The sequence below is a fragment of the Chromobacterium sphagni genome (assembly GCF_001855575.1).
GTDB classification, from domain to species: domain Bacteria; phylum Pseudomonadota; class Gammaproteobacteria; order Burkholderiales; family Chromobacteriaceae; genus Chromobacterium; species Chromobacterium sphagni.
Window position 1 is genome coordinate 669,345 of the sequence record NZ_MKCS01000001.1, and the last position, 24,719, is coordinate 694,063.

Consider the following 24,719-nt stretch of genomic DNA (forward strand, 5'->3'; position numbering starts at 1 on the left):
TTGCTCACTTCAGAACCTTCAGGCCGGCGGCGCCTAGGCCGAATTGGTACAGGATGGAAGTCCATTCCTTCAACGCCTGGGTCCAGCTGCCGGCGTTCAGCTCTTCCGGCACGACGATGGTGTCGCCGGGGTTGATGCGTTTGCCGCCGACGCCGGAAAACCAGTTGCCGTTGTTGCTGCTGGCTACAGTGCCGTCGGCGCGCAATACATAAATGGAGGATTTGTCGCCGCTGTCGACTACGCCGCCGGCCAGCGCCAGATAATCGCTGACCGAGCGCTGCGGCCTATAGATGAAGGCATTGCTCTGGTACACCGCCCCCAGCACGTTGACGGTGCCCGGGCGGCGCGGAATCTCCACCTGGTCGCCGTCCTGCAGTTCCAGATCGGGCAGATCCTTGACCTGGGCGTTGGCGTCTTGCAACTCCAGCACCACTCGGCCCTCGGCCTTGACCGTGCGCATCTTGGCGGCGATCTGGCGCTGGCGCTCCACCTCGGCGGTGACCGAGGCGATCGCATCCTTGTCGGTGAGCCGGGACAGGCGGCCGGCGGCGTTCTGCTCCAATTCCTTTTCGAAACGGCCGGAAACCTCGTCCAGCTTCTGCTGCTGCATCTGGCGTATGCTTTCGCGCTTGAGTTGGGTGGCGAACACATAGCCGTCGTCGTTGACGCCGCCCAGGCGCATGATCAGCTGACGCAGGGTTTCGCCCTTGCGGATCTGGAAGGTGCCGGTGTGTTCGACCTCGCCGCCCACGCTGACGAATTCGTCGTTCTTCTGCACGCTGACCGGCTGGGCGCCGGGCACGTGCAAGCGGAAGATGTCGCCGGCGGTGAGGGCAAGGCTGGACAGCGTCTGGTAGTCGCCTTGCAGGCGGCCCACATTGGCGAAGCGGTTGTTCACGCTTTTCTCTATCCAGAGCTCCTTGCCTTCGGCGGCGGACTCCAGCCCGCCGGCCCAGTGCAGCAGGTTGCGGACGTTTTCGCCGTCGCGGAATTCGTAGATGGCCGGCGTCTTGACATCGCCAAGCAGCGCCACCCTAGGTCCGGCGGCGGGAATCTGGATCACGTCGCCGTCGCGCAGGGTCTGATCCTCGGATTTGTCGCCATCCACCAGGATCGCGTATAGGTCGACCTTGGCCACTTCCTTGCCATCGCGCATCAACGCGACGCGGCGCAGGCTGCCGCTGTCGTCGGGGCCGCCGGCTTTCAGCAGGGCGTTGAGCAGCGTGCTCATCGCATTGAGCGTATAGCTGCCAGGCTGGCGGGCGTGCCCGACCACGTAGACCTGGACGGAACGGCTCTGCGCCAGGCTGACGCTGAGATCGAAGTTGTTGAACACCCGGCTGACGCTTTTTTTCAGCAGGCCCTGCAAGTCGCGGTAGCGCACGCCTGCCACGGCGATGCTGCCGACGCGCGGCAGATAGATGGAGCCGTTGCGATCGACGGTCAGCGCCAGGTCGATGTCCACCATGCCCCAACCCTTGACCTGCAGCTGGTCGCCGCTGCCGATCACATAATCGGGATTGACCTGCACGCCGTCGGCTGATTCGAAATTATTGTATGGATTGCGGAACAGTTTGCTGCCGAATATCGGCAGGGTTTTCTCGGTGGCTTTCTGCACATAGTCGGTGAACGGCGGCAGCTTGGGCTTGCCGTCAAGCGGGTTCAGCTCATAGCCGTTGTCGTCCAGATTGAGCGGGATGCGCTGCGGGTAGGGGGAGTTGCCCCGGCCAGTTTGGGGCGTTTGCGGTTGTTGTTGCCTGTCGTAGCCCGCCTGGGTTGCGGGAAAGGCGTTGATCGATGGCAGCCCGTTGCTGTTGTCGGTTTCATAACCGGGCATGGTGGTGCTGGGGTAGCTGACATTGCCGCCGCCTGCCGCCTGCAAACCGCTGCTGGCCGCCAGCAGGCATAGCGCGAGTATGGTTTTTCCGCTCGATTTCAAGATGCTTGCAGTCATGGCTTGGCTTCCCGCTATTGAGACTTATTGAATAGGAACTTGGACCTGTACCCCAACCTGCTTCGGACTGATGATCACATTGCTGCGGTAGCGGCTGTCGTCGCGCTGGGCTTGCCATAGCCAGTTGCCCATCACATAGCCGAGCAGGCCGCCGACAGCGACGTCCGACAGCCAATGGTCGCGGCTGGCCAACCGGCCGGCCGCGCCGAAGGCGGCGACGCCGTACAGCCAGGGTTGGTCGTACTCCTTGGCGAACGGGGTGACGGCGGCGAACATCACCGCGGCGTGGTTGGAGGTGAAGCTGCTGCTCAACCGCGACTGTCCGGCCGGCTGCGTGCGCCACGGACTGTCGCTGCTGCCCGGCCGTTCGCGATTGACCACGCCCTTGAGCAATTCGCTGCCGGCCAGCGCCGCGGCGCTGGACTCCAGCGCGATCAGGCCGGTATTGCTCAGCCTGTCGTCGCCCAGCGCGAAGGCCGCGCCGGAGAGGGCAACGGCGGCATAGGGCAGATCCTTGCCCAGCTTGCCCCAGTCCTTGACCAGGCGATTCTGCTGGTGGTTCTGGAACAGCCGGTTCACCGGGCGATCCAAGCCCATGGCCGCCAGCGTGGCAACCGCTGCCGTGCCCAGCGCGGCGGCCTTGTCGTCGATCTGCAGCCATTGGGTGCCGGAATCCTCCAATCGCATCCGTATCATCGGCCACGGGTGATAGCTGGGCTGCGGCGGATTGACGGCCGGTAGGCTTTGCTCATCGGGCCGTTCGGCAAAGTTGCCCAGGCCGTCGTAGGAGTTGATGTCGCGTTTGGGGTCGCTGAGAATCTCGTATAGATCGCCCGGCGTCATCACCATCTGGCCGACGTCGCGGGTCCAGGGCGATAGCGAGAAGTCGCCGGCGGTGCGGCTATCGAATGTCAGCAGGCTGTTGAGCGGGATGGTGAAGAACATTCCCTTGTCGTTGTAGGGCTTGGCGGGGGTGCCCGGACTGGTGATGTCGTTGCCGTTGGTCTTGGTGTACCAGAAGCCGGCTTCGATGCCGGAGTGGAATCGCCGCTTGAGTTCGAAGCGCACGCCGTCGTCCTTGGCCAGGAAGCGGCCGGCGCGCATGGTGGCGGTCACGCCCATGGGCAACTGGTAATGCAAGGCAGCCAGCGCGGTGATGGTCTGGTAGTCGCGCTTGCCGAACCAGCCCTGAACGTCGCGTTGCTGCAGCGCGTCCACGGTCAGGTCTAGCGCCCAGTTCTTCACGCTGGGGTAATACAGGATCTGGCCGCCAGCGCCGCGGAACATTTCCTCGTAGATGCCGGCCGAAGCCCGAGCATAGGTGTTGGGAGTCAAGGCCATGTACTGGCTGAGCAGGAAGCGGTTCAGCTTGGGCGTCTTGATACGCTTGTAGTCGGCGATGTCGGAGCGGACGTGGGGCAGCAGGCTGTTGGACGGCTGCGTCACCGCCGTGATGGTGTTGTATAGGTCGGCGCTCAGCGCGCTGTCCAGATACAGGCCGCTGCCCAGGCGACGCTTGTAGGTGGCTTCCGCCATGATGTCGTAGTGGAAGGCGCCGCTGGGGTCGTTGAAATAGACGCCGAACTTGGGCGCCAGGTGGAAGTGGTTGTCTTCCGGGTCGTTGCTGGTGACCTGGACCAGATCACCTTCCTGATTGGTCAGCAGGTTGAGCTGGATGTTCTCCTGCAGTCCTTGGGCCAGGGATTTGCTTTCCAGCGGCTGGGTTTCCTCGTCGCGTCCCGGGCGGATGTTCACGGTTTCGAGAAAGCGGTTGCGATTGACCTTGCCCAGCAGATAGTCGTTGAGCGTCGGCATGTCGTAGAAGCTGTAAGTGGCCACCGGCTGTTCGAACTCGGTGTAGACCACCTTGATTTCCCGTGTTTCCAGCGGCGCGAAATAGAGCGCGGTACGCACCGCGCGGCCTACCGCGCGGCCGACATTGGAGATGCGGCTATTGCTCAGCTCCATCACCAGCGCGTCGCGCTGCATGCCGATGCGAATGTTTTTGAAGTCCTGCTTGCTGAGGGCCGTGGCGAGTTGGCTGGCGTAGTCGGGACTGTTCTTCCATTGCGCCAAAGTGGGGCGGGCAGGCAGATCGGGGCCGCCGCGGAAGTAGTCGGGCTCCTGGATCTTGGGAACGAATTCCTTCACGTTCAGCGGGATGTCGATATGGGCGTTGATGCTGTTGAGGGTTTTCTGGCGGGCGACCTGCAGCCCCAGCCAGCCCCATTGGTATTCGATGCCGACAACCGGCCCCTTTTTGCGGTCCGCAGCCAAGGTAGTCGATTCGTAGGGGTCCTGGCGGTAGTTGTTAGCGTCGTATTCGGCTACCAGCGACCAGTTGGGTAGCGCCTGAGGGGTGTAGCGCAGGCCGCCGAACGCGCCCTGTATGCGGTCTTTGCCGTAGCCCAGCGATGCTTCCAGACCAGGCAGCAGGTTCTTGCTGGCAACCAGGTAAGTGCTTTTCCACAAGCGGTTGCCGACGATGTCGGTGGTGCCCAGCGCAATTTCCGGCATCAGGCCGGACTCGTCCCACAGCTTGAATTTCAGGTCTATGGCCTTGTCTTTATAACGGCCATAATTGCCGCCGTATTGCGGATTGTCAAAGCCAGGAATGCCCGAGATGGAGGTATAGCGGCCGGATACCTCAAGCCAAGGCAATACTGTGGTGGAGGTCCACAGGACGCCGTATGGCTTGTCGTAGCCGTAACCAAGACTGAAGGTGCCATCTTCGCCCACTCTAGCCGATGGCATGTTGATATAGCCGATCTGTCCAGTCAGAGATGGCTGGGCAAACGCACCGCAGGCCAAGATGAGCGGCAGCCCTCCTTGCAGCACCCCCGTAACCAGATAGCGTCTGGATTTATTCTGCATTACTGCGGTCCGGATTTATTAGATGCAGCTGTCGCTGCTTATGTGCCGGCCTGATCGGCGGCCCCCTTTATATGCATCATCAGCGATAAGCAAGAGAGGCCTGAAAACGGTGAGGGTGATCCTGTGCGAACCGGTGGCTGCCGTGCATCTCTAGACGGGTGTGACCGGAATGCAAAACGGATCAAACTTTCAGAACAGTCCCTTGAGTCGCATCAGTTGCGGTATTGCTTGACGGTGTATTTTGCTGTTTTTCGTGTTGGAAGTAATGCCAAAAAATATTATTAAATCTTATTTAAACTCTTTGGCATTTTGCCAGGCGGCACGGTGTAGACCACCAGCCTGCCTGGCGTTTCAGCAGTACGGTTTGCATCCGTGCTTAGTGGTGCGTGGCAGCGGAGTGGGAGGACGAGGAGTTGCTGTTGCTGGATACCGCAACGGCCGCGGCAACGGCGGCGCCGATGGCCGCGATGGTACCGATGCTCAGGCCTGCCAAGCCTGCGGTGGTGCCTGCTACGCCGGCGGCGGCGGTAGTGGTGCCCACGGTGCCGGCAGTACCAGCCGTACCGGCAGTACCAGCCGTACCGCTAGTTCCCGCAGTGCCGGCAGCTTCTTCAGCGGCGAAGGCCGGAGTGGCGAGCATCACGGCCAGGGTAATGGTGATGATTTTTTTTAGCAGCATGATGAATCCTTTGCTCAAGTTGAACTACGGAAATCAAAAAACAGCTACTACTCATCACTGATGGTATGTGAATTTTTACGATTTTCAAGTCGAATCCGATGACAACATTGTGAACGTGGCAATGAGGTCACCGGACAGCCGACTCAGTCCAGCCAGAAATCTACCCGTTGATGGTGGCTATGCAACAGATCGCGGAAGATGGCGGGGTCCTTGGTGTAGGTCAATTCGCCGGTCACCGGCTGGTAAAGATCTTGCAGGCGGGATACCCAGAAACGCAGTGCCGCGGCGCGCAGCATCACCGGCCAGCTGTCGCGCTCGTCCTGATTGAGCGGCCGCTCCGATTGATAGCCGTCCAGCAGTGCTCGGGCCAGGGCGTCGTCGAGACTGCCGTCGTCGCGCCGCGCCCAGTCGTTTACCGCGATGGCGACATCGTACAGCAGGATGTCGTTGCAGGCGTAATAGAAGTCGATGAAGCCGGCGATCTGATCGCCGTCCATCAACACATTGTCGCGGAACAGGTCGGCGTGGATCACACCCGATGGCAGGTGATCGAAGCGGCGGCTGTCCTGGAACTGGATCTCGGCGCGCAGCGTCTCCGCCTCGTCAGCCGGCAGCTGCGGATACAGCCGCTGCGCGATGCGGTTCCACCAGCGCGGCCCGCGAGGATTCTTCATTTGCAGCGGGAAGGTGGCCGAGGCCTTGTGCATTTGCGCCAGCATCTCGCCCACGGCACGGCATTGGGCGGGGCTGGGCGCGCTGACATCGGCGCCTTGCAGGCAACTGACCAGGCAGGCCGGCTTGCCGGACAGCAGCGAGGCAAAGCGGTCGGCATGATCGGCGATCGGAGCCGGACAGGCGACGCCGTGCCTGGCCAGGTGGCTCATCAGCGACAGGTAGTAGGGCAACTCGTCCAGTTGCAGGGTTTCGAACAGCGTCAGCACATAGCGGCCGTGGCTGGTGGTGACGAAGTAATTGGTATTGGTGATGCCTGCGGCGATGCCTTGCAGTTCCTGCAGACTGCCCAATGCATAACCCTGCAGCCATTGCTGCAGGGTTTCACGGCTGACCGTGGTGTAAACCGACATGCAAACTCCTCAGAAACGCACCAGCACCCAGCGTGGGATGAGGATGCGTGTGGCCGGGTCGACCTGTTTCATGGTGCCGGAGCCGTTGTCGTCTATCAGGTAATACGGCACGCCATGGCCCGGCGTCACCTTTATCATGTACAACTGGCCGTTCAGCCGGTACTCCTCGATCTTCTCGTCGCCCTTCTGGATCAGGCGCACTTCCGGTTCCGATTCGGCGGAGTTGTCCGGGCTGATGACGGGCGGCGGCGGCACCAACGCCTTGGCCGGCGCGGATGCGTCGGCGGCGAAGGCGGGGGCCAGCGGCAGGAGGAGAAGCAGGGCGGTGAGGCGGCGCATAGATTGTCCTTATTGATATGCGTTATAGGTTGAGCAGCTGTTCGCGTTCTTCGGGCAGCGCGGCGAAGCCGCGGGTTTCGTAGTGCTTGAAAATGGTGTCGACGATTTGCTGCGGATCGTCGATCAGCTGGATCAGGTTCAGGTCGTCGGCGTTGATCATGCCTTCGCTGACCAGGCGGTCCCTCACCCAGTCCAGGAGGCCGGCCCAGAATTCGCTGCAGCACAGGATGATGGGGATCTTGCGGCATTTGCCGGTCTGGATCAGCGTCAGCGCCTCGAACATCTCGTCCAGCGTGCCGAAGCCGCCGGGCATCACCACGTAGGCGATGGCGTGCTTGACGAACATCACCTTGCGGCTGAAGAAGTGGTTGAACTTGACCGACAGATCTTGGTAATCGTTGGGTTTTTGTTCATGCGGCAGCACGATGTTGAGCGCCACCGACAGACTTCTGCCGTAAAATGCCCCTTTGTTGGCGGCTTCCATGATGCCGGGGCCGCCGCCGGATATCACCGAGAAGCCGGAGTCGGACAGACGCCGCGCCACATCCTCGGTCAGTTTGTAGTATTTGTGATCGCGCGGTGTGCGCGCGCTGCCGAATATGCTTACCGCCGGGGTAATGCCTTGCAGTTCCTCGGCCGACTCGACAAACTCCGACAATATCTTCATCACGTGCCAGGCCTCGCGGGAACGGAAGCGCTGCATCATGGCGTGACGGTCACTGGTCTGCGGCAACTTATCGGACAAGCTCATACTTCTGCCTCTTATGAAAACATTGTTATTGATCGACGGCTCTTCTTACTTGTACCGCGCCTTTCACGCGATGCCCGATTTGCGTTCTCCGGACGGCCGACCGGTGGGAGCTGTCTATGGCATGGTGAACATGCTCAGGCGGCTGGAGAAGGAGGTTGAGTTCGATTATAGCGCCTGCGTCTTCGACGCGAAGGGCAAGACCTTCCGCGACGACCTGTACCCCGAATACAAGGCCAATCGCCCGTCGATGCCCGAGGAGCTTGCCTCCCAGATTACGGCGGTCCACGACGTGGTGCAAGCTTCGGGCTGGCCGATGCTGGTGGTGCCGGGAGTGGAGGCCGACGACGTGATCGGCACGCTGGCGCACGTGGCCGCCGCGGCCGGCATGCAGGTGATCGTCTCCACCGGCGACAAGGACATGGCGCAGCTGGTGACGCCGGCGGTGACGCTGGTCAACACCATGACCAACGAGCTACTGGACGAAGCCGGAGTGAAGGAAAAGTTCGGCGTGCCGCCGAACCGCATCGTCGACTACCTGACCCTGATAGGCGACAAGGTGGACAATGTGCCCGGCGTCGACAAGTGCGGCCCCAAAACCGCTGTTAAATGGCTGGAGCAGTACGACAATCTGGACGCGGTCATCGCTGGCGCGGCCGACATCGGCGGCAAGGTGGGTGAGAACCTGCGCGCGGCGCTGGAATGGCTGCCAAAGGGACGAGAGCTGATCACCATCAAGTGCGACGTCGACCTGGCCGCCGATCTGCCGCATGGCCTGCCCGGCCTGCAGCACGGCCAGAAGGACAAGCCGCGGCTGGCCGAACTGTTCCAGGACCTGGGCTTCCGCACCTTCTACCGCGAAGTGACCGAGGGGGCCCAGATGCCTGCGGTCGCCCAGCGCCTTGACGACAGGCCGGCGGCAATCCCCGCGCCATCGCATCAGGCAGACATGTTCTCCGAGCCTGCAGCCGCAGCGCCTGTCCTGCAAGCCGCTCTGCCCGAGGGCGAGCTGGCGCGCCAGTACGAAACCATTCTCACCGAGGCCCAGCTGGACGCCTGGCTGGAGGCGCTGATGGCCGCGCCCATGGTGTCGTTCGACACCGAAACCACCAGCCTGGAGCCGATGCTGGCGCGCATCGTCGGCGTCAGCTTCTCGATAGAGGCCGGCAAGGCGGCCTACCTGCCGCTGGCCCACCATTATGCCGGTGTGCCCGAGCAACTGCCGCTGGACGCGACACTGGCCCGGCTCAAACCCTGGCTGGAGGACGCGTCCAGGAAGAAATGCGGCCAGAACCTGAAGTACGACTGCCATGTGCTGGCCAATCACGGCATCGCCCTGCGCGGCATCGCCGATGACTCGATGCTGGCCTCCTACGTGGTGGAAAGCCACCAGCGCCACAATATGGACGACCTGGCGCGCCGCCATCTGGGCGAGAACACCGTCAGCTACGAGGACATCTGCGGCAAGGGCGCCAAGCAGATCGGATTCGCCGAGGTGGACGTCGCCATCGCCGCCAACTACGCGGCGGAGGACGCCGACATCACGCTGCGGCTTAACCAGTATTTCGCCGGCGAGCTATCCGGCGCGTTGGAGAAGGTGTACCGCGACATCGAGCTGCCGGTGGCCGAAGTGCTGTTCAAGATGGAGCGCCACGGCGTGCTGATAGACCGCGACCGGCTGGCGGCGCAGAGCCACCAGCTGGGCGGCCAGATGCTGACGCTGGAGCAGCAGGCTTACGAGCTGGCCGGACAGCCGTTCAACCTCAACTCGCCGAAACAGTTGCAGGAGATTCTGTTCGGCAAGCTGGCCATTGCCACCAAGGGCGTCAAGAAGACGCCGTCCGGCGGCTATTCCACCGACGAGTCGGTGCTGGAGCAGCTGGCGCTCGACCACCCGCTGCCCAAGTGCATCTTGGAATACCGCGGCCTAGCCAAGCTGAAGTCCACTTACACCGACAAGCTGCCGCTGCTGATTTATCCACAGACCGGCCGCGTGCACACCACTTATTCACAGGCGGTGGCGATCACCGGCCGCTTATCGAGCAACGACCCCAATCTGCAGAACATCCCGGTGCGCACCGCCGAGGGCCGCCGCGTGCGCGAAGCCTTCATCGCGCCGCCGGGCTGCAGCATCGTCTCCGCCGACTATTCGCAGATCGAGCTGCGCATCATGGCTCACCTGTCGGATGATCCGGGCATGCTGAGGGCCTTCGCCAGCGGCGAGGACATTCACAGGGCGACCGCCGCCGAAGTGTTCGGCGTCGAGTTGTCCGCCGTCACCGCCGACCAGCGCCGCGCCGCCAAGGCGATCAACTTCGGCCTGATCTACGGCATGAGCGCCTTCGGGCTGGCCGCGCAGCTGGACATCGAGCGCAGCGCCGCCCAGCAGTACATCGACCGCTACTTCATGCGCTATCCGGGCGTGGCCGAGTACATGCAGACCACCCGCGAGACCGCGCGCGAGCAGGGCTATGTGGAGACGGTGTTCGGCCGCCGCCTGTACTTGCCGGAAATCAGGCAGGCCAACCCGGCGCGCCGCGCCGGCGCCGAGCGCGCCGCCATCAACGCGCCGATGCAGGGCACCGCGGCGGACCTGATCAAGCTGGCGATGATCGCGGTGCAAAACTGGCTGGAGCAGGATGGCCTCTCAAGCAAGCTGATCATGCAGGTGCATGACGAACTGGTGCTGGAAGTGCCCCAGGCCGAGCTGGAGCTGGTCAAGCGCCGCCTGCCCGAGATCATGGCTGGCGTGGCCGCACTCAAAGTGCCGCTGCTGGCGGAAGTGGGCGCCGGCGACAACTGGGAGGCCGCGCACTGAGGCTGAGCGGCAACTCATCCGCAACGGCGCCCGCGGGCGCCGTTTTTTTTCCGCAGCCGTTCGGTTGGCGATTTTCTCTTCCGCATCACTTTCAACCTGCACTTTAGTCGCACTGACGATGGCGGCTTTCCGGCTTTGGAACAGGTGGGGACGGCGAAGGGCGCGTTCGTTTTCCAGACTATGGACTCGTCCCATCGTCATCGGAGGATTCATGGGCATCGCCAGCCAAGCCGGCCTCACCTTGCTGGAGCTGATGACGGCGCTCGCCATCGCGGCCATAGGCGGCAGCCTCGCCATGCCGCTGCTAGGCCAGTCGCTGGAGCGGCAGCGGCTGCGCAGCCATGGCCTGGCGTTGCTGGGCTGCCTGCAGTACGCCCGCGCCGAAGCCTTGCGGCGCAATCAGCCAGTCTATCTGTGCGCGGCCAACCTGAAGCGCAACCGCGAATTGCAGGGTTGCCTGCCATCGCCGGGCGGGGCCCGCCAGACCTGGCCGGAAGGAGCGCTGGTGTTCGCCGACCGCGGCGGCGTCGGCAACGGTTATTACGATAGCGGCGAGCGCCTGAGGCTGGCGATGTTCGATGGCGCTCAGGTGGCTGTCCGCGTGCCGATGCGGCAGCTGGCGCTGACGGCGGAGGGGAGGCTGCAGGCGGCGGAGGCGGTGGTCTTCCGCCTGGCCAGTTTGAGTGGCCGCCATTGCCTGAGCCTGACGGTGGCGGCGGATGGCCGCGCCAGCCTGGGAGCGATGGACGATGCTTGCCGCTAGTCCGCGTCAGGCCGGTTTCAGCCTGCTGGAAACCATGGTGGCCTTGGTGATTTGGATGGTGGCCCTACTGGCGCTGGCCGGCATGCAGGCGCGTTCGCTGCAGCATGCACGCGACGCCGAATTGCGCGGCCGCATCGACGATGCGGTCGGCGATCTGGCCAGCGCCATCCAGGCCCGGCCGGAGAGCCATTGGCTGCACTACCTGGAAAGCGGCTATGACGATCATCTGACGGCTGGCGATTGCGCCGGCCAGTGCTCGTCGGCGCAACTGGCGGCGGCCGATCTGGGGCGTTTCAAGCGGGCGCTGCGGTCCGGCAGCAGCCGCATGGAGCAAGTCAGGGCGGTGGTCTGCCGCGGGGATGGCCGCGTGATGCCTTCCGCCGCCAGTTCGGGTTGCGGCGCGAGCGGCGAGCTGGCGATACGGGTGGCCTGGCGCAGCCGCAACGGCAAGGAATGGCAGGAGCATGCCGGTGTCTGGCCGTTGCAGCCCTGAGCGCAGGCGGCAGCGCGGCTCGCTGCTGCTGGGGCAGTTGCTGGGCCTGGCGTTGTTGTCTTTCGTCTTGGCGCAGGCCATGGCGTCGTTCTGCATGGTCCAGCGCACCACTCTCTTGGCCGAGCAGCGCTTGAGCCGCCGCGAAGAGGCGCGTTGGGTTTTGCGGCAGCTGGCGCAGGATCTGTCTTTGCATGGCCGGCTGGGGTGTTTGCAAGTGGCTTGGCGCCGCGATGATTTCAGTCCGCAGGCATGGGCGCTGGCATTGCCAGGGCGCTTGTTGCGGCATCGGTCGCCGGAGCTGGATCAGGAGGGGAGTCTGCGCCGCCTGCCGCTGGAGGCGCAGGACGGCGGCAACTGGCGGGATTGGCGCGACAGCCGGTTGGTCAGTTGCGGCCGGTCTTATCGTCTGGCGGGTACGGGTGGGCATTGGAGCGACGCCGCGGGGGCTTTGGCGCTGGATCTGGAGCCGGCTTTGCCGGCCTGGAGCGCCGATGGCCTGCATCTGCCATCGCTGCAGCTATGGCTGCCGCGGCAGCGCCATTACCGCTTGCAGGGCCGGGGCGCGGATGGGCGGCTGTTGCAGAGGGATGCGCTGGGCGGCATCGATGAGGGCGGCGAGCGGGTGCTGCTGGAGGGGGTGAGGTCGTTGTCGCTGCAGGTGTTGGCGCAGACGGCGTGCGGCCAGGATGCGCGTTGGGCATGGCGCGACATCAATGCGCTGACGGATGGCGAGGCGGACCGTCTGGTGGCGGCGCGGGTCGCGATGGAGTGGTATCCGGACAAGGAGGGAAAGGTGATCCAGCTGAACCACGATGTGGCGTTGACACCGCTCCAGCCCTGCGGGGCCGGGCTGTGAGCGCAGGGCGGCAGGCGGGCGGAGCGCTGTTGCTGGTGATGTCGCTGCTGGCGGCGTTGAGCATGCTGGTGCTGTCCTCGTCGCAGTTGATCATCAGCGCGCAGCGGCTGGTCGACAATGTGCAGGACCGGCGGCGGGCGCGGATTCTGGCGCAGCAGGCTCTGCTGGGCGCAGAGGAGTGGGTGTGGCGGCTGGACCGCCGGCTCGACATGGCCAGCCGCGCCGCCAAGCCGGCCGATCTGTATGGCGAGGGCAGCCTGTTCTCCCCGAGTTGCCGCGGGCCGCAGGGCAAGGGGCTGTGCGAACCGCAAGAGCCGCCGGAGCGCCGCCGCAGCGGCGAAGTGCCCTTGCTGCATCCATGCGGCAACAGCCGCGAATTTGCGCTGGAGCCGGCGCCGGCGCAGTCCTGGTGCCCGCAGCAGGTGCGTAGCGGCGCGCTCAGCTGGGCCAACCCGCGCTACGTGGTGGAGCTGATCGATCCCGGCTTCCGCGCGCCGGATGGTTCGCCGGGGCGCTTGTACCGGATCACGGTGCGGGCCTGGGGCCGCAATGCATACAGCGCCGTCACCCTGCAAAGCTGGTATCGAGTCGGCGAGGGCTCGGCCGAAGGCCGGCGCCTGAACTGGGGGGAGAGCAAGGAATGAAGACGGCCGGAAGCGGAGGCTTCAGCCTGCCGGAGTTGATGGGCTGCCTGGCCATCGCGGCGCTGCTGCTGGCGATGGCGCTGCCCGGCTATCAGTCTTATCTGCAGCGCGCCAGGCTGGCGGAGGCGCGCGCGGCCCTGCTGGAGGACAACCACTTCATGCAGCGCTGGTATCACGAAAGGGGCGTGTTCCATCAGGAGGGGCCGCTTGCCTGGCCGGAGTTGCCGGTGATCGAGACCGCCGCCTTCGACATCGGCTTCAACAGCGCGGTGCCGTCGGCGGAAAATATCGAGCAGACCAGCTTCATCATCGAGGCCCGGCCCAAGACCGGCTCCGGCCTGGAAGAGTGGCTGCTGAAGCTGGACCAGGACGGCAATATCCGCCAGTGCCGGCAGGAGGACGGCGGCGAGCAGTGCCGGTTGTGACGCTTCAGGCCTGTTGCGGCGCCGGGTCGTCGCCCCAGGGCGCCACTTTCACCAGCAGCATCATGCCCGGTATCGCCAGCGCGGTGCACAGGAAGAAGAACGAGGTCCAGCCCACGCTGTCGACGATATAGCCGGTGGCGGCGTTGGCCAGCGTGCGCGGTACCGCCGCCAGGCTGGTGAACAGCGCGAACTGGGTGGCGGTGTAGGCGGGGTGGGTGCTGCGGGCGATGAAGGCGACGAAGGCGGCGGTGCCCAGGCCCACGCCCAGCGCTTCGAAGCCTATCACCACCGCCAGCATGCCGAGCTGCTCGGCGCCCACCTGGCTGAAATGGCCGAAGCTGGACAGCCAGGCGAAGCCCAGTATCGACAGTACCTGCACCACGCCGAAGGCCCACAGCGCGCGGTTGATGCCAAGCCGGAGCATCCACAAGCCGCCCAATAGCCCGCCGGCCACCGCCGGCCATAGCCCGGCATGCTTGGCGACCAGGCCGATCTGCGATTTGGCGTAGCCCATGTCCAGGTAGAACGGCGTGGCCAGCGAGGTGGCCATGCTGTCGCCGAGCTTGTACAGGAAGATGAAGCCCAGTATCCACAGCGCGCCTTGCCAGCCTTGGCGGGTGAGGAATTCGTGAAACGGCTCCACCACCGCCTCGCGCAGCGTCTTGGGGCTGTGAGCGGCCAGTCTGGGTTCTTTCACTAGCAGGGTCATCGCGGCGCCGGGCAGCATGAACAGCGCGGTGATGACGAACACGCTGCCCCAGGCGATGTGGTCGGCGAGGATCAGCGACAGCGAGCCCGGCACCAGGCCGGCCAGCCGGTAGGCGTTGATGTGCACGGTGTTGCCCAGGCCCAGTTCGGCGTCGCCGAGGATTTCGCGGCGGAAGGCATCCAGCACGATGTCCTGGCTGGCGGAGAAGAAGGCCACCGCCAGCGCCAGCGCGGCAATGCTCCAGATGTCCTCGCGCGGCTGGAACAGGCCAAACAGCGCGAGGCTAGCCAGCAGCGCCAGCTGGCTGGCCAGCATCCAGCCGCGGCGGCGTCCCAGCCAGGGCAGCGTGTAGCGGTCCATCAGCGGCGACCAGAGGAATTTCCAGGTGTAGGGCAGGCCGATCAGCGCGAACAGGCCGATGGACTTCAGATCGACGCCCTCGCTGCGCAGCCAGGCCGGCAGCAGGTTGATCAGGGTGTACAGCGGCAGGCCGGAGGCGAAGCCGGTGAACAGGCAGACGAGCATGGTGCGCGAGAACACGTCGCGCCGCCAGTTGATGGGTGCCAGGGTCATGGAGTTCTTGTCGGTAGGGTTGCGGGGGACGCGGCCGACCCCGGCTGGGGCCGGTCCGAACGGCGTCAGCGCCGCAGCGCCTTGGCGATTTTCTGGTCGGTCTTGTACTGGCTGAGCGCGTACACCGACCACAAGGCGGCCGGAATCCAGCCGACTATGGTCAGTTGCAGGATCAGGCAGAATAATCCGGCGAATGGCCGGCCTATGGTGAAAAACTGCAGCCACGGCAGGAAAATAGCCAACAGCAGACGCATGCTCCACTCCTTAATGCTTGACGGTATCAGCCGCGGGCCACCCGGTAGAAAGCCAGGCTGCCGCGCAGGTTGGGCCACAAGGATACCCGCTTGCCCTTGTCCATGACCACCCTCTGGACTATCCGGATGCGGTTCTTGGCGCACAGCGCCTCGAAGTCGCCAAGCATGCACCAGTGGATGTTGGGAGTGTCGTACCATTGGTAGGGAATGGTGTCGGACACCGGCATGTGCCCCTGCAGGATCTGCCAGCGGTTCTGCCAGTAGCCGAAATTGGGGAAGCTGACGATGGCCTCGCGGCCGACGCGCAGCATTTCGTTGAGGATGGCCTCGGTGTGGCGCATCGCCTGTATCGTCTGCGACAGCACCACGTGGTCGAAGCGCTGGTCCTGGAATTCGGCCAGGCCGGTCTCCAGGTCGCCCTGGATGGCGTTGACGCCGGCGGCGACGCAGCGCACCACGTTGGCGACGTCCAGGTCCACGCCGTAGCCCTGCACCTGCTTGCCATCCTGCAGCGCCGCCAGCAGCTCGCCCTGGCCGCAACCCAGGTCCAGCACCCGGCTGCTGGGAGAGACCCAGTCGTAGATCATTTGCAGGTCGGGACGGAGAGTGTTCTGGCTCATGCGTTTACCTCCTTGGCCACGCGGTCGAGATAGGCGCGCATCAGGTCGACATAGGGCGGGTCGGTCATCAGGAAGGCGTCATGGCCGTGCGCGGACTCGATCTCGGCGTAGCTGACGCGCTTGCCGGCGGCGATCAGCGCTTTCACCGTCTCGCGCGAGCGCTCGGGCGCGAAGCGCCAGTCGCTGGTGAAGCTGGCCACCAGGAAGCTGGCTGTCGCCTGCTTCAGCGCGGCGGCCAGGTCGCCGCCGTGGTCCTTGGCCGGGTCGAAGTAGTCCAGCGCCTTGGTCATCAGCAGATAGGTGTTGGCGTCGAAATAGTCGGAAAACTTGTCGCCCTGGTAGCGCAGATAGCTTTCGATCTCGAACTCGACGTCGTAGCCGAAGCGGTATTCGCCGGAACGCAGCATGCGGCCGAATTTCTCGCCCATGCCGTCGTCGGACAGATAGGTGATGTGGCCCAGCATGCGCGCCAGCCGCAGGCCGCGCCGCGGCACTACGCCGTGGGCGTAGAAGTCGCCGCCGTGGAATTCGGGGTCGGTGAGGATGGCCTGGCGCGCCACGTCGTTGAAGGCGATGTTCTGCGCCGACAGTTTGGGCGCGGAGGCGATCACCAGCGCGTGGGCGATGCGTTGCGGATAGGCGATGCTCCAGTGCAGCGCTTGCATGCCGCCCAGCGAGCCGCCTATCACCGCCGCCCAGCGGGCGATGCCCAGCCGGTCGGCCAGTCGCGCCTGCGCGGTCACCCAGTCGGGCACGGTCACCACCGGGAAGGCCGAGCCCCAGGGCTGGCCGCTGGCGGGATTCAGGCTTGAGGGGCCGCTGCTGCCGTGGCAGCCGCCCAGATTGTTGACGCCCACCACGAAGAAGCGGTCGGTGTCTATCGGCTTGCCGGGGCCTATCATGGTGTCCCACCAGCCGGCGGCTTTGTCGTCGGCGTGGTAGCGGCCGGCGACATGGTGGTGGCCGGACAGCGCATGGCAGATCAGGATGGCGTTGCTGGCGTCGCGGTTGAGCCGGCCATAGGTTTCGAAGCGCAGCTGGTACCCCGGCAGCACGGCGCCGCTAGCCAGCGGCAAGGGCGTGTCGAACACGGCGTCTTGGGCCGCGACGATGCCTACCGAACAGTTGGTGTCGGTCATATGTGGTGGTGGCCTCTTTTAATTATCTCCGCGCGCCACCCTCTGTCGGGGCCGGCTGGGCGAAGTCTCCTGCGGCTACTGGACGATTATATCCGCAAGCCGGGCTTGCGCGGGGGGAGATCGCGCCGGGATAATCGCGGCACCTTTTACCTGACTGCCATCATGTTTGGACGCTTGTTCAAGTTTTTCGTGCTGTGCCTGGTGCTGTGGGCGGTGGCCCGCTGGCTGCTGCGGCCCAGCCAGCGCCGCACGCTGCATGAGCTGTTTTCCGCGCTGGCGATCGCGCTGCTGATCAGCGCCGGGCTGTTCTGCGTGCTGTACTGGCTGGGCTGGCACAATATTTGACGCTTGGCGGCGCTCCGCCGGATAGCGGCTGCCGGACAGGCCAGACCGCCCGGCGCCGGCAAGGCCGGCGGGCGGCGAGCAGTGGATGATCAGTCGGCGGCGCTGGCGGGTTTCGTGTCGCTGCCATCGTCGTCGCCATCGGTGCGATTGCCGCCGATATGCCGCACCAGATTGTCCATCCAGCGGTTGACGGTGGGATGGACGTTGGCGCCGAATTCGGTCTGCTGGTAGTTCAGGTTTTCGCTGGAGGCGTAGCTGACCTGATAGCCGGCGGCATCGTAGGCGACGTTCAGCACCAGCGCGTAAGCGCCTTTGACGTGCTTGAGGGTGAGCTTGCCGGGCTGGTCGGCCACTACGTTCCATTGCAGACCGCTCGCGGCGCGGACGATGACCGCCTTGGTTTTGCCGATGTCGCCATTGGGGGCGGTGAGGGCGATGCGCTGGGGTTGCGCCAGCGCATCGCTGCGGGCGAAGGCGGATTGGCAGAGCAGCAGGCTGAGCAGGGTCAGGGTAATGGCGATTAGTTTCTTCATGACATTGTCTGATTGTAGTTGTTGGTCTAAACCGGCACGGATTGCCATGGCGGACGGTCGCCGATGGCCGACCCAGTTTATCACGATGGCATCGGCGCTGAGCGATCTGGCAAGGATAGCCTTTGCTAACACTTTAGCGCTGAACGGTTTGCATCGACCGGTGTCAGAATCGGCATGTTGATCCGACCAAGTCGAAACGACAGGAGCGCCTTCATGCTGATCAGGAAACCCGCCGACCACTTGCCGTCGGAAATCACGCCGGAAAAAGTGTATTTCAACCGCCGCCAGTTCATGCTGGGCGCCGCCGGCTTGATGCTGTCCGCCGAGACCTTGGCCGGACTCAACGCCAGGAAGAGCCCGCTGTCGACGCTTGCCGCCAACGACAAGCCCAACAGCCTGAAGGAAATCACCAGCTACAACAACTTCTACGAATTCGGCACCGACAAGGCCGATCCAGCGGAAAACGCCCACACTCTGCATACCCGGCCGTGGAGCGTGCTGGTGGACGGCGAGGTGGCCAAGCCGCGCCGCATCGCCATCGAGGATCTGCTCAAGTTTCCGCTGGAGGAGCGCGTCTACCGGCTGCGCTGCGTGGAGGGCTGGAGCATGGTGATTCCGTGGGTGGGCTTTCCGCTCGCCAGCCTGCTCAAGCAGATGAACCCGACCTCGCGCGCCAAATACGTGGCGTTTGAGACGCTGCAGCGCCCAAGCGAAATGCCCGGCCAGCGGGACGCGGTGTTGGATTGGCCGTACCGCGAGGGCTTGCGCATCGACGAGGCGATGCATCCGCTCTCCATCCTGGCGGTAGGCCTGTACGGCAATGCGCTGCCGAACCAGAGCGGCGCGCCGATCCGCCTGGTGGTGCCGTGGAAGTACGGCTTCAAGAGCATCAAGTCCATCGTCCGCATCCGTCTGCAGGAAACCCTGCCGGCCACCAGCTGGAACCTGGCCAACGCGCATGAATACGGCTTCTATTCCAATGTGAATCCGGAGGTGGACCACCCGCGCTGGAGCCAGGGCAGCGAGCGTCGCATCGGCGAATTCTTCAAGCGCAAGACACTAATGTTCAACGGCTACGGCGACCAGGTGGCCGGCCTGTACCGCGGCATGGACCTTAGAAAGAACTATTGATGACGACCTTGAGTATGAAGCCCGCCAAGCCGGCATCCGCCGCCGACCGCAGACTGGCCATCGGCAAAGCGCTGTTGTTCATCGCCTGCCTGCTGCCGCTCTCGCGCACCGCCTGGATCGTGCTGTCCGGCGCGGCGGTGAATCCTATCGAATTCATCACCCGCTCCACCGGCACCTGGACGCTGGTATGGCTGCTGGCGACGCTGTCGATGACGCCGCTGCGCCGTTTGAGCGGCCAGGCCTGGCCGCTCAAATGCCGGCGCATGCTGGGCCTATTCGCCTTTTTCTACGCCAGCCTGCACTTCACCACCTATCTCTGGCTAGACCAGTTTTTCGACTGGCATCACATTCTGAAGGACATCGCCAAGCGGCCGTTCATCACCGTCGGCTTCGCCGCGCTGCTGCTGATGAGTCCGCTGGCCCTCACTTCGACCCAGGGCTGGATGCGGCGGCTGAAGCGCAACTGGGGCAAGCTGCACCGGCTGGTGTATCCGGTGGCCATTCTGGCGGTGACCCACTATTGGTGGCTGGTGAAGAAGGACATCACCCAGCCCCTGATCTATGCCGGGGTGCTGGCGTTGCTGCTGGGCCTGCGGTTGTGGTGGAAGTGGAGAAGGCCGTCGCCTTGACCCGCGGGCTTGGCAGCCGGCCGTGCCGGTTTTAAAGTCGGGGTTTTCAGTAATCCGATTACACACCATGTCCAAGGAAAAAGCCCCGGTCACCCAGGCCATCCGCGTGCTGCGCGAGCAGCAGGTCAGCTACAGCGAGCATCTGTACAAATACGAGGAAAAGGGCGGCACCACGGTGTCGGCGCGCGAGCTGGGCGTGGCCGAGCACGCGGTGGTGAAGACGCTGATCATGGAAGACGAGAACAAGCGGCCCTTGATCGTGCTGATGCACGGCGATCGCGAAGTCGGCACAGGCATGCTGGCCAAGCAGATCGGCGCGAAGAAGGTGCATCCCTGCGACCCGAAAACCGCCGACAGGCACAGCGGCTACCAGGTGGGAGGCACCAGTCCCTTCGGTACCCGGCACCAGATGCCGGTGTATATGGAGGCCAGCATCGCGGAACTGGACACCATCTACATCAACGGCGGCAAACGCGGTTTCCTGATCGGCGTCAGTCCGCGGGAAGTGATGCGCGTGTTGCGGCCCACGCTGGTCAACGCTGCGGCGTAGCTTCCGGGAAGTTGCGCTGATAGATCGCCTTCAGGCTGCCGTCATTCTGCATCTGCTCCAGCGCGCGGGCGAAGTCTTCGCGGATGCGCGCCACCTGCGGATAGCTGCGCGAAAACATCAGCCCCAGCGGCGTCTCCTTGTCCAGCGGCGTGGGGATGAAGCCAAACTCCTTCTCATGCCCAGGCAGATTGCTGTGGATCAGAAACAGCCCGCGCTCCAGCGTCATCGGCGCCAGATCCAGATGGCCTAGATAGAGCTGCCGCAGCGCGTGCAGTTCGTCGCTGGTCAGCAGCGTGTTCAGCTTGTGCTGCTGGAACAGCGGGATATACCAATAGCCCAGCTGGGTGGCGATGCGGTAGCCGCGCAACTCGTCCAGCGATTTGAACTGCTGCGGCGGATGCGGCAGGTGCGGCTTGTGGAAGAACAGGTAGCTGGTGGAGCGCATCAGCGCAGCGGAGAAATCGAAATCCGCTCCCCGCTCCGGCGTCGGGCGGTAGGGAAAGGCGGCAGCGGCCTTGCCGGACTTGGTCAGCCATTCCGCCTGCGGCCAGCTCTGGAAGGTGAGGTGCGGCTGATAACCGGCGCGGCGGAAGGCCTCCTGCACGATTTCGGTGAAGACGCCTTGCCCGGGCAGGGTTTGCGAGACATATGGCGGCCATTCCCCGGTGGCGAGCTCGACCACTGGATCGGACGCGGCCGCGGAACGGCACAGCAAGAGAACCAGCGCGGGGAACAGCAGGCGCCACATGGTGTTTCCTTGCGAGGAGGGGATATTGTGTTATCGCACAGTGCTCCCCTCCAACCAAGGACTTACCACCACCAGAACATGAAGCCCCAGGCGCAGTCGACCAGCGCCAGCGCCGCCAGCATGGGCAGCAGCGCCAGATAGCGCGCCGCCGATCCGCCCCAGTGCCGCATGATGCCGCGCGCCAGATGCAGCGACCACAGATTGGCGCCGGCCAGCAGCAGCAGGCGGGCGTGATTGGCCCATTGCATCGGCACGCCCTCGGCCTTCAGCAGCGTGACGGTCAGCGCCGACAGGCCGAGAAACACGCCGCAGCCGGCCAGCGGGATCAAGGCCTGCGCCAGATGGTGCAGGCGCCGGGTCTGCCAGCGGCCGGCGGCGCATACCGCCAGCGCGAGGCAGGCGAGAATGCCGCTGCCCAGCGCCAGCGCGGTGGTGGCGACATAGGTGATCAGCGCGGCCCCGTCCAGCCAGGAGAACACGTCGTTGTGCTGCGGGTAGTGGGTGAGCAGCCACCACGGTGCGCCGGTATCCAGCGGCCACATGATGTCCTTGTCCACCAGCCATTCCGCCGCGGTCTGCTTCAGCGATACGAACCACGGGCTCATGGTCCAGTGGAAGGCGCCCATCGCTACGCCCAGCAGGCCGTAGACGATCAGCGCGGTCTGCCAGCCGTCTGCCTCCCTCTCCGCCACCCGCACCACTTCGTCGCTGGGCGAGCGCAGGCTCAGCTCGATGGCGCCGCGGTGGTCGCTGCAGCGGCCGCACATATGGCAGCCACTGCCGCCCTGCATGTGCCTGAGCGGCTGCAGCGGCGCGCAATCCACCGCCGCCACCCGTTCCCGCTTCTGCTGCGATTGCTTCCAGGCTGCCTCGTCGACGCGGTAATGCATAGGCGCCAGCTTGGACAGCAGGCCGAACACGCCGTTGACCGGGCACAGGTGGCGGCACCAGGCGCGCTTGCCGCGGGTGTAGACGAAGCCGACGGCCACCGCGGCCACGGTGGAGCCGCCCAGCACCAGGAGAGCGGCCTTGGGATATTGGTAGACGCTGACCAACTGGCCGTAGACGGTGGTCAGCACGAAGGCGACGAAAGGCCAGCCGCCCCAGCGCATCCAGCGCGGTATCGGCCGGCCCAGGCCCTTGCGGGCCGCCCATTCCGACAGCGCGCCTTCCGGGCACAGCACGCCGCACCACAGCCGGCCGAACAGCACCATAGACAGCAGCACGAACGGCCACCAGATGCCCCAGAACACGAACTGGGCAAAGATGGTGAGGTTGTTCCACATCCGCGCGCTGTCTTCCGGCAGCTCCAAACAGGCGGGAACGATCAAGAGGAAGGCGTAGACCAGCACCACCGCCCATTGCAGCTTGCGCAGCAGGCCGGCGCGGTCGCGCAGCCAGCCGCCTACGGCCGCCAGCACGCCGCCTGGCTGCCGGCCGTTGCTACAGGAACCGCCGCCCTGGGGGGCGGCGACGATGGGAATCACGCGTTGCGGGCGGACCGGTTTCATGCGGAGATGGCCTGGCGGCGGTTGCGCCACTGGAACAGCGCCCAGATGGCGGCCCAGAACAGCGCGTAGCCTATCAGGCTGGTCAGCGCCGGGTGCGAGCGGTAGCCGGTCAGCGAGGCGACCACGCCGCCGAAGGGGCTCATGTCGTCAAGCAGCGCCGAACTGTCCCACAGCGGGTCCACCAGCGCCGGCAGAATGTCCAGCGAGATCAGTTTCTCCACGCCGCTGAGAAACAGCGAGGCGCCCAGCAGCAGCAGCATGATCTCGGTGACGCGGAAGAACAGTCGCCACGACAGCACCTTGCCGCCCAGCTGCAGCAGATAGAAGGTGAAAAAGGCCAGCAGCAGGCCGACGGCGCCGGCCCCGGCCATCTTGGCCAGCTCCACGCCATTGGCTTCCGCCAGCATGCCGTACAGGAACACCACGCACTCGCTGCCTTCGCGGGCGATGGCCAGGGCGGCCAATACCGTCACCCCCCACCAGTTGTCGCTGCGGGCCTTTTCCGACAGCCCGCTTTCCAGCTCCTGCTTCAGCGTGCGGCCATGCTCGCGCATCCACAGCACCATCTGCACGATCAGCGCGGCGGCGACGAACACCATGCCGAGCTGGAAGTAGTCTTGCGCGCCGGCCATCAGGCTCCCCGCGGCGAACAGCGCCACCGCCAGCGCGACGGCCAGCGCCAGGCCCAGCGCCACGCCCCCCCACAGATAGGGCTTGCCGGCGCGGCCGGCCGCGTTCTGGTTCATCCAGGCATTGAGGATGCCGACCACCAGCAAGGCTTCGACGCTTTCACGCCAGACGATGAAAAGTACCTGTCCCATATTGGCTCCTGCGGTTTATTTGGCGACGATCACGCCCTGGCCGGTTTTCATGTGGAATTCGTCGAAGAACTTGTATTCGCCGGGCGACAGCGGCTGGAACACCAAGAAGGATTCCGCTCCGGGGCCCAGCACCTTCTCCTTGCGCAGCGGCGTGCTTTCGAACTCGGCCGGCGTCTTGCCGGTGTTCATCACTTCCACCTTGAATTTCTTGCCGGCGGGCACCACCAGCCGGGCGGGCTTGAAGATGCCGTCCTTGATTTCCAGCTTGAATACCGGCATGTCTTCGGCGCTGGCGGCCAGCGACAGCAGGCTAAAGCATAGGGCGGCCAACAGGGGGCGCAGAGCTTTCATGGGATGTGTTCCAAATGCGGAACAGCGCAGGCAGAGGCGCGTGCGCTGTTGTGGTTTTCATCGCGCGAGAATGCGGCGGCGCGCATTCTCATCGCCCGGGCTTAGTAGCCGCCCTTCTTGCCGATGCCGGCGAAGGTGAACTCGTAGTTGATCTCGAACGGCTTGAACCACGGACCCACGCCGGTTTCCTTGTCGACGTGGCGGCCGAAGTGGGCGTGCTCGTTGGCCGACGGCGCCATCACGGTGTACTTCAGCTTGTACTTGCCGGGACCTTGCAGCTTGACGTTGTCGCCGTAGTGCGGGCCATCGTTGGCCACCATCGGCATCAGCTCGCCTTTCTGGGTTTTGCCGCCGACCTTGGCCAGTTCGTACTTGACCACCAGGTAAGGCATCCACGCGCCTTCCTCGAAGCCGTTGGGGTTGTTCTTGGTGGCGTGGATGTCTGCTTCCAGATGGATGTCGGAAGCCTCTGGCTTCAGCATCATGCCGTCCGGCTCCATCTTGGTTGGCTGCAGGTAGACGGCGCCGATCTCCATGCCGTTCTTCAGCGTGGGTTTGCCGATCGGGTATTCCTTGGCCATGGCGGAGAAGGAGGCGGACAGGGCGACGCTGGCGATGGCCAGCTGGCAGACAAAGCGGCGCATTATGTTTTCCTTATTCGAGTTGGCCTGACTGACAGGCGCAGAAAGCCATGATAATGCTAGTAATTATCGTTTGCAAACTTCCAATCGAATGATATTGGCCGAACTTGGCTGAACTTTGATGATAATGTCAATTTTGCGCGGCTAAGTTGCGATCGAGCCGGCGATATGGGCGTAAATTAAAACCATTTTTATCATGTGGGAAATAAGCTGCCTGAGGGACAAAGCGTGCGGAATAGGCGAAAACGCGCACGAGAAACGCGCGTTTTCGCCTATTGGAAGAATTTAGTTGCCGGCGTTGCGATGCAGGTCGGGCAGCGCCATCGCTACCACGCCCAGCAGCGGCAGGAAGGAGCACAGCAGGTAGACGAACTCGATGCCATGGCTGTCGGCCAATTGGCCCAGCACCGCCGCGCCGACTGAGGGACAAAGCGTGCGGGATAGGCGAAAACGCGCACGAGAAACGCGCGTTTTCGCCTATTGGAA

Annotated in this window: 27 protein-coding genes; 10 read left to right on the forward strand and 17 right to left on the reverse strand. The window is 64.3% G+C overall.

What is annotated here, in order from left to right; translation table 11 throughout:
* Positions 1–4 precede the first annotated feature (4 nt).
* The 6 genes from BI347_RS03295 to BI347_RS03320 all read right to left on the reverse strand — a co-directional run bounded on the left by BI347_RS03295 (position 5) and on the right by BI347_RS03320 (position 7,682).
* The gene (locus BI347_RS03295; RefSeq protein ID WP_071111240.1) at positions 5–1,954 is read right to left on the reverse strand and encodes an SLBB domain-containing protein; all 1,950 of its coding nucleotides are present in this window, start codon (positions 1,952–1,954) and stop codon (positions 5–7) included.
* 24 nt (positions 1,955–1,978) lie between these two features.
* Positions 1,979–4,828 (reverse strand): YjbH domain-containing protein, encoded by a 2,850-nt coding sequence (locus tag BI347_RS03300; RefSeq protein WP_071111239.1) that lies wholly within the window; start codon positions 4,826–4,828, stop codon positions 1,979–1,981.
* Positions 4,829–5,204: 376 nt separating this feature from the next.
* Positions 5,205–5,507 carry a hypothetical protein gene (locus tag BI347_RS03305; RefSeq protein WP_083338661.1) on the reverse strand — a complete coding sequence of 101 codons (303 nt, stop codon included), beginning with the start codon at positions 5,505–5,507 and terminating at the stop codon, positions 5,205–5,207.
* 143 nt (positions 5,508–5,650) lie between these two features.
* The gene (thrB, locus tag BI347_RS03310) at positions 5,651–6,592 is read right to left on the reverse strand and encodes a homoserine kinase (protein ID WP_071111238.1); all 942 of its coding nucleotides are present in this window, start codon (positions 6,590–6,592) and stop codon (positions 5,651–5,653) included.
* Between the two features lie 9 nt (positions 6,593–6,601).
* Complete coding sequence (locus tag BI347_RS03315; protein ID WP_071115292.1) at positions 6,602–6,931, reverse strand: DUF2782 domain-containing protein; 330 nt, start codon at positions 6,929–6,931, stop codon at positions 6,602–6,604.
* Positions 6,932–6,953: 22 nt separating this feature from the next.
* Positions 6,954–7,682 carry an LOG family protein gene (locus BI347_RS03320; protein ID WP_071115293.1) on the reverse strand — a complete coding sequence of 243 codons (729 nt, stop codon included), beginning with the start codon at positions 7,680–7,682 and terminating at the stop codon, positions 6,954–6,956.
* A gap of 13 nt (positions 7,683–7,695) precedes the next feature.
* Between BI347_RS03320 and polA the strand changes: the two genes are divergently transcribed.
* The 6 genes from polA to BI347_RS03350 all read left to right on the forward strand — a co-directional run bounded on the left by polA (position 7,696) and on the right by BI347_RS03350 (position 13,678).
* Complete coding sequence (gene polA, locus BI347_RS03325; protein WP_083338662.1) at positions 7,696–10,497, forward strand: DNA polymerase I; 2,802 nt, start codon at positions 7,696–7,698, stop codon at positions 10,495–10,497.
* 211 nt (positions 10,498–10,708) lie between these two features.
* Positions 10,709–11,260: a GspH/FimT family pseudopilin gene (locus BI347_RS03330; RefSeq protein WP_071115294.1), complete on the forward strand. Its 552-nt coding sequence runs from the start codon at positions 10,709–10,711 to the stop codon at positions 11,258–11,260.
* Entirely contained in the window at positions 11,247–11,753 is a 507-nt protein-coding gene (locus BI347_RS03335; protein WP_071115295.1) for a prepilin-type N-terminal cleavage/methylation domain-containing protein, read from the forward strand. Before BI347_RS03330 ends, BI347_RS03335 begins: the two co-directional genes overlap by 14 nt.
* The gene (locus BI347_RS23930) at positions 11,725–12,609 is read left to right on the forward strand and encodes a hypothetical protein (protein WP_071111233.1); all 885 of its coding nucleotides are present in this window, start codon (positions 11,725–11,727) and stop codon (positions 12,607–12,609) included. Before BI347_RS03335 ends, BI347_RS23930 begins: the two co-directional genes overlap by 29 nt.
* Positions 12,606–13,253 (forward strand): pilus assembly PilX family protein, encoded by a 648-nt coding sequence (locus BI347_RS03345; RefSeq protein ID WP_083338665.1) that lies wholly within the window; start codon positions 12,606–12,608, stop codon positions 13,251–13,253. Before BI347_RS23930 ends, BI347_RS03345 begins: the two co-directional genes overlap by 4 nt.
* Positions 13,250–13,678 (forward strand): type IV pilin protein, encoded by a 429-nt coding sequence (locus BI347_RS03350; RefSeq protein ID WP_071115296.1) that lies wholly within the window; start codon positions 13,250–13,252, stop codon positions 13,676–13,678. The genes BI347_RS03345 and BI347_RS03350 overlap by 4 nt, the downstream gene beginning before the upstream one ends.
* 4 nt (positions 13,679–13,682) lie before the next feature.
* Here BI347_RS03350 and BI347_RS03355 read toward each other — a convergent pair whose 3' ends face one another.
* The 4 genes from BI347_RS03355 to metX form a co-directional block, all read right to left on the reverse strand.
* Entirely contained in the window at positions 13,683–14,960 is a 1,278-nt protein-coding gene (locus BI347_RS03355) for an AmpG family muropeptide MFS transporter (protein ID WP_071115297.1), read from the reverse strand.
* A 65-nt stretch (positions 14,961–15,025) separates the two neighbouring features.
* Entirely contained in the window at positions 15,026–15,214 is a 189-nt protein-coding gene (locus BI347_RS03360) for a YqaE/Pmp3 family membrane protein (RefSeq protein ID WP_071111230.1), read from the reverse strand.
* 26 nt (positions 15,215–15,240) lie between these two features.
* Positions 15,241–15,834: a methionine biosynthesis protein MetW gene (metW, locus tag BI347_RS03365; protein ID WP_071111229.1), complete on the reverse strand. Its 594-nt coding sequence runs from the start codon at positions 15,832–15,834 to the stop codon at positions 15,241–15,243.
* On the reverse strand, positions 15,831–16,973 hold the full coding sequence (gene metX, locus BI347_RS03370; protein WP_071111228.1) for a homoserine O-succinyltransferase MetX: 1,143 nt from the start codon (positions 16,971–16,973) through the stop codon (positions 15,831–15,833). Before metX ends, metW begins: the two co-directional genes overlap by 4 nt.
* Before the next feature lie 162 nt (positions 16,974–17,135).
* On the opposite strand from metX, the gene BI347_RS03375 reads away from it, so the two are divergent.
* On the forward strand, positions 17,136–17,318 hold the full coding sequence (locus BI347_RS03375; protein ID WP_071111227.1) for a protein MIGRI: 183 nt from the start codon (positions 17,136–17,138) through the stop codon (positions 17,316–17,318).
* Positions 17,319–17,407: 89 nt separating this feature from the next.
* On the opposite strand, the gene BI347_RS03380 is transcribed toward BI347_RS03375, so the two are convergent.
* Complete coding sequence (locus BI347_RS03380; RefSeq protein WP_071111226.1) at positions 17,408–17,851, reverse strand: hypothetical protein; 444 nt, start codon at positions 17,849–17,851, stop codon at positions 17,408–17,410.
* Positions 17,852–18,064: 213 nt separating this feature from the next.
* Between BI347_RS03380 and msrP the strand changes: the two genes are divergently transcribed.
* From msrP to ybaK, 3 genes are all read left to right on the forward strand, one after another.
* Positions 18,065–18,982: a protein-methionine-sulfoxide reductase catalytic subunit MsrP gene (gene msrP, locus BI347_RS03385; protein WP_071115298.1), complete on the forward strand. Its 918-nt coding sequence runs from the start codon at positions 18,065–18,067 to the stop codon at positions 18,980–18,982.
* Positions 18,982–19,611, forward strand: a complete 630-nt coding sequence (locus BI347_RS03390) for a protein-methionine-sulfoxide reductase heme-binding subunit MsrQ (RefSeq protein ID WP_071115299.1) — start codon at positions 18,982–18,984, stop codon at positions 19,609–19,611. Before msrP ends, BI347_RS03390 begins: the two co-directional genes overlap by 1 nt.
* A 67-nt stretch (positions 19,612–19,678) precedes the next feature.
* Complete coding sequence (ybaK, locus tag BI347_RS03395) at positions 19,679–20,161, forward strand: Cys-tRNA(Pro) deacylase (RefSeq protein WP_071115300.1); 483 nt, start codon at positions 19,679–19,681, stop codon at positions 20,159–20,161.
* Here ybaK and BI347_RS03400 read toward each other — a convergent pair.
* From BI347_RS03400 to BI347_RS24755, 6 genes are all read right to left on the reverse strand, one after another.
* A complete protein-coding gene (locus BI347_RS03400) occupies positions 20,145–20,909 on the reverse strand; it encodes a substrate-binding periplasmic protein (protein WP_071111222.1) in 765 nt (254 codons plus the stop codon). The genes ybaK and BI347_RS03400 overlap by 17 nt on opposite strands.
* Before the next feature lie 62 nt (positions 20,910–20,971).
* Positions 20,972–22,420, reverse strand: a complete 1,449-nt coding sequence (locus BI347_RS03405; RefSeq protein WP_083338666.1) for a 4Fe-4S binding protein — start codon at positions 22,418–22,420, stop codon at positions 20,972–20,974.
* Positions 22,417–23,241, reverse strand: a complete 825-nt coding sequence (locus BI347_RS03410) for an FTR1 family iron permease (protein ID WP_071115301.1) — start codon at positions 23,239–23,241, stop codon at positions 22,417–22,419. Before BI347_RS03410 ends, BI347_RS03405 begins: the two co-directional genes overlap by 4 nt.
* A 15-nt stretch (positions 23,242–23,256) precedes the next feature.
* A complete protein-coding gene (locus BI347_RS03415) occupies positions 23,257–23,592 on the reverse strand; it encodes a cupredoxin domain-containing protein (protein ID WP_071111220.1) in 336 nt (111 codons plus the stop codon).
* Between the two features lie 101 nt (positions 23,593–23,693).
* Positions 23,694–24,236, reverse strand: a complete 543-nt coding sequence (locus BI347_RS03420; RefSeq protein WP_071115302.1) for an iron transporter — start codon at positions 24,234–24,236, stop codon at positions 23,694–23,696.
* A gap of 282 nt (positions 24,237–24,518) precedes the next feature.
* The gene (locus tag BI347_RS24755) at positions 24,519–24,641 is read right to left on the reverse strand and encodes a hypothetical protein (protein WP_275636828.1); all 123 of its coding nucleotides are present in this window, start codon (positions 24,639–24,641) and stop codon (positions 24,519–24,521) included.
* Positions 24,642–24,719 lie beyond the last annotated feature (78 nt).

Coding starts and splice junctions, on each gene's coding strand:
- BI347_RS03300 (WP_071111239.1), bottom strand. CDS start 4,828: ATGCAGAATAAATCCAGACGCTATCTGGTTACGGGGGTGCTGCAAGGA.
- BI347_RS23930 (WP_071111233.1), top strand. CDS start 11,725: ATGCCGGTGTCTGGCCGTTGCAGCCCTGAGCGCAGGCGGCAGCGCGGC.
- BI347_RS03380 (WP_071111226.1), bottom strand. CDS start 17,851: ATGAAGAAACTAATCGCCATTACCCTGACCCTGCTCAGCCTGCTGCTC.
- BI347_RS03400 (WP_071111222.1), bottom strand. CDS start 20,909: ATGTGGCGCCTGCTGTTCCCCGCGCTGGTTCTCTTGCTGTGCCGTTCC.
- metW (WP_071111229.1), bottom strand. CDS start 15,834: ATGAGCCAGAACACTCTCCGTCCCGACCTGCAAATGATCTACGACTGG.
- BI347_RS03375 (WP_071111227.1), top strand. CDS start 17,136: ATGTTTGGACGCTTGTTCAAGTTTTTCGTGCTGTGCCTGGTGCTGTGG.
- BI347_RS03335 (WP_071115295.1), top strand. CDS start 11,247: ATGCTTGCCGCTAGTCCGCGTCAGGCCGGTTTCAGCCTGCTGGAAACC.
- BI347_RS03355 (WP_071115297.1), bottom strand. CDS start 14,960: ATGACCCTGGCACCCATCAACTGGCGGCGCGACGTGTTCTCGCGCACC.
- BI347_RS03295 (WP_071111240.1), bottom strand. CDS start 1,954: ATGACTGCAAGCATCTTGAAATCGAGCGGAAAAACCATACTCGCGCTA.
- polA (WP_083338662.1), top strand. CDS start 7,696: ATGAAAACATTGTTATTGATCGACGGCTCTTCTTACTTGTACCGCGCC.
- BI347_RS03305 (WP_083338661.1), bottom strand. CDS start 5,507: ATGCTGCTAAAAAAAATCATCACCATTACCCTGGCCGTGATGCTCGCC.
- BI347_RS03410 (WP_071115301.1), bottom strand. CDS start 23,241: ATGGGACAGGTACTTTTCATCGTCTGGCGTGAAAGCGTCGAAGCCTTG.
- BI347_RS03415 (WP_071111220.1), bottom strand. CDS start 23,592: ATGAAAGCTCTGCGCCCCCTGTTGGCCGCCCTATGCTTTAGCCTGCTG.
- BI347_RS03350 (WP_071115296.1), top strand. CDS start 13,250: ATGAAGACGGCCGGAAGCGGAGGCTTCAGCCTGCCGGAGTTGATGGGC.
- BI347_RS03390 (WP_071115299.1), top strand. CDS start 18,982: ATGACGACCTTGAGTATGAAGCCCGCCAAGCCGGCATCCGCCGCCGAC.
- BI347_RS03330 (WP_071115294.1), top strand. CDS start 10,709: ATGGGCATCGCCAGCCAAGCCGGCCTCACCTTGCTGGAGCTGATGACG.
- BI347_RS03315 (WP_071115292.1), bottom strand. CDS start 6,931: ATGCGCCGCCTCACCGCCCTGCTTCTCCTCCTGCCGCTGGCCCCCGCC.
- BI347_RS03320 (WP_071115293.1), bottom strand. CDS start 7,682: ATGAGCTTGTCCGATAAGTTGCCGCAGACCAGTGACCGTCACGCCATG.
- BI347_RS03360 (WP_071111230.1), bottom strand. CDS start 15,214: ATGCGTCTGCTGTTGGCTATTTTCCTGCCGTGGCTGCAGTTTTTCACC.
- ybaK (WP_071115300.1), top strand. CDS start 19,679: ATGTCCAAGGAAAAAGCCCCGGTCACCCAGGCCATCCGCGTGCTGCGC.
- msrP (WP_071115298.1), top strand. CDS start 18,065: ATGCTGATCAGGAAACCCGCCGACCACTTGCCGTCGGAAATCACGCCG.
- metX (WP_071111228.1), bottom strand. CDS start 16,973: ATGACCGACACCAACTGTTCGGTAGGCATCGTCGCGGCCCAAGACGCC.
- thrB (WP_071111238.1), bottom strand. CDS start 6,592: ATGTCGGTTTACACCACGGTCAGCCGTGAAACCCTGCAGCAATGGCTG.
- BI347_RS03420 (WP_071115302.1), bottom strand. CDS start 24,236: ATGCGCCGCTTTGTCTGCCAGCTGGCCATCGCCAGCGTCGCCCTGTCC.
- BI347_RS03405 (WP_083338666.1), bottom strand. CDS start 22,420: ATGAAACCGGTCCGCCCGCAACGCGTGATTCCCATCGTCGCCGCCCCC.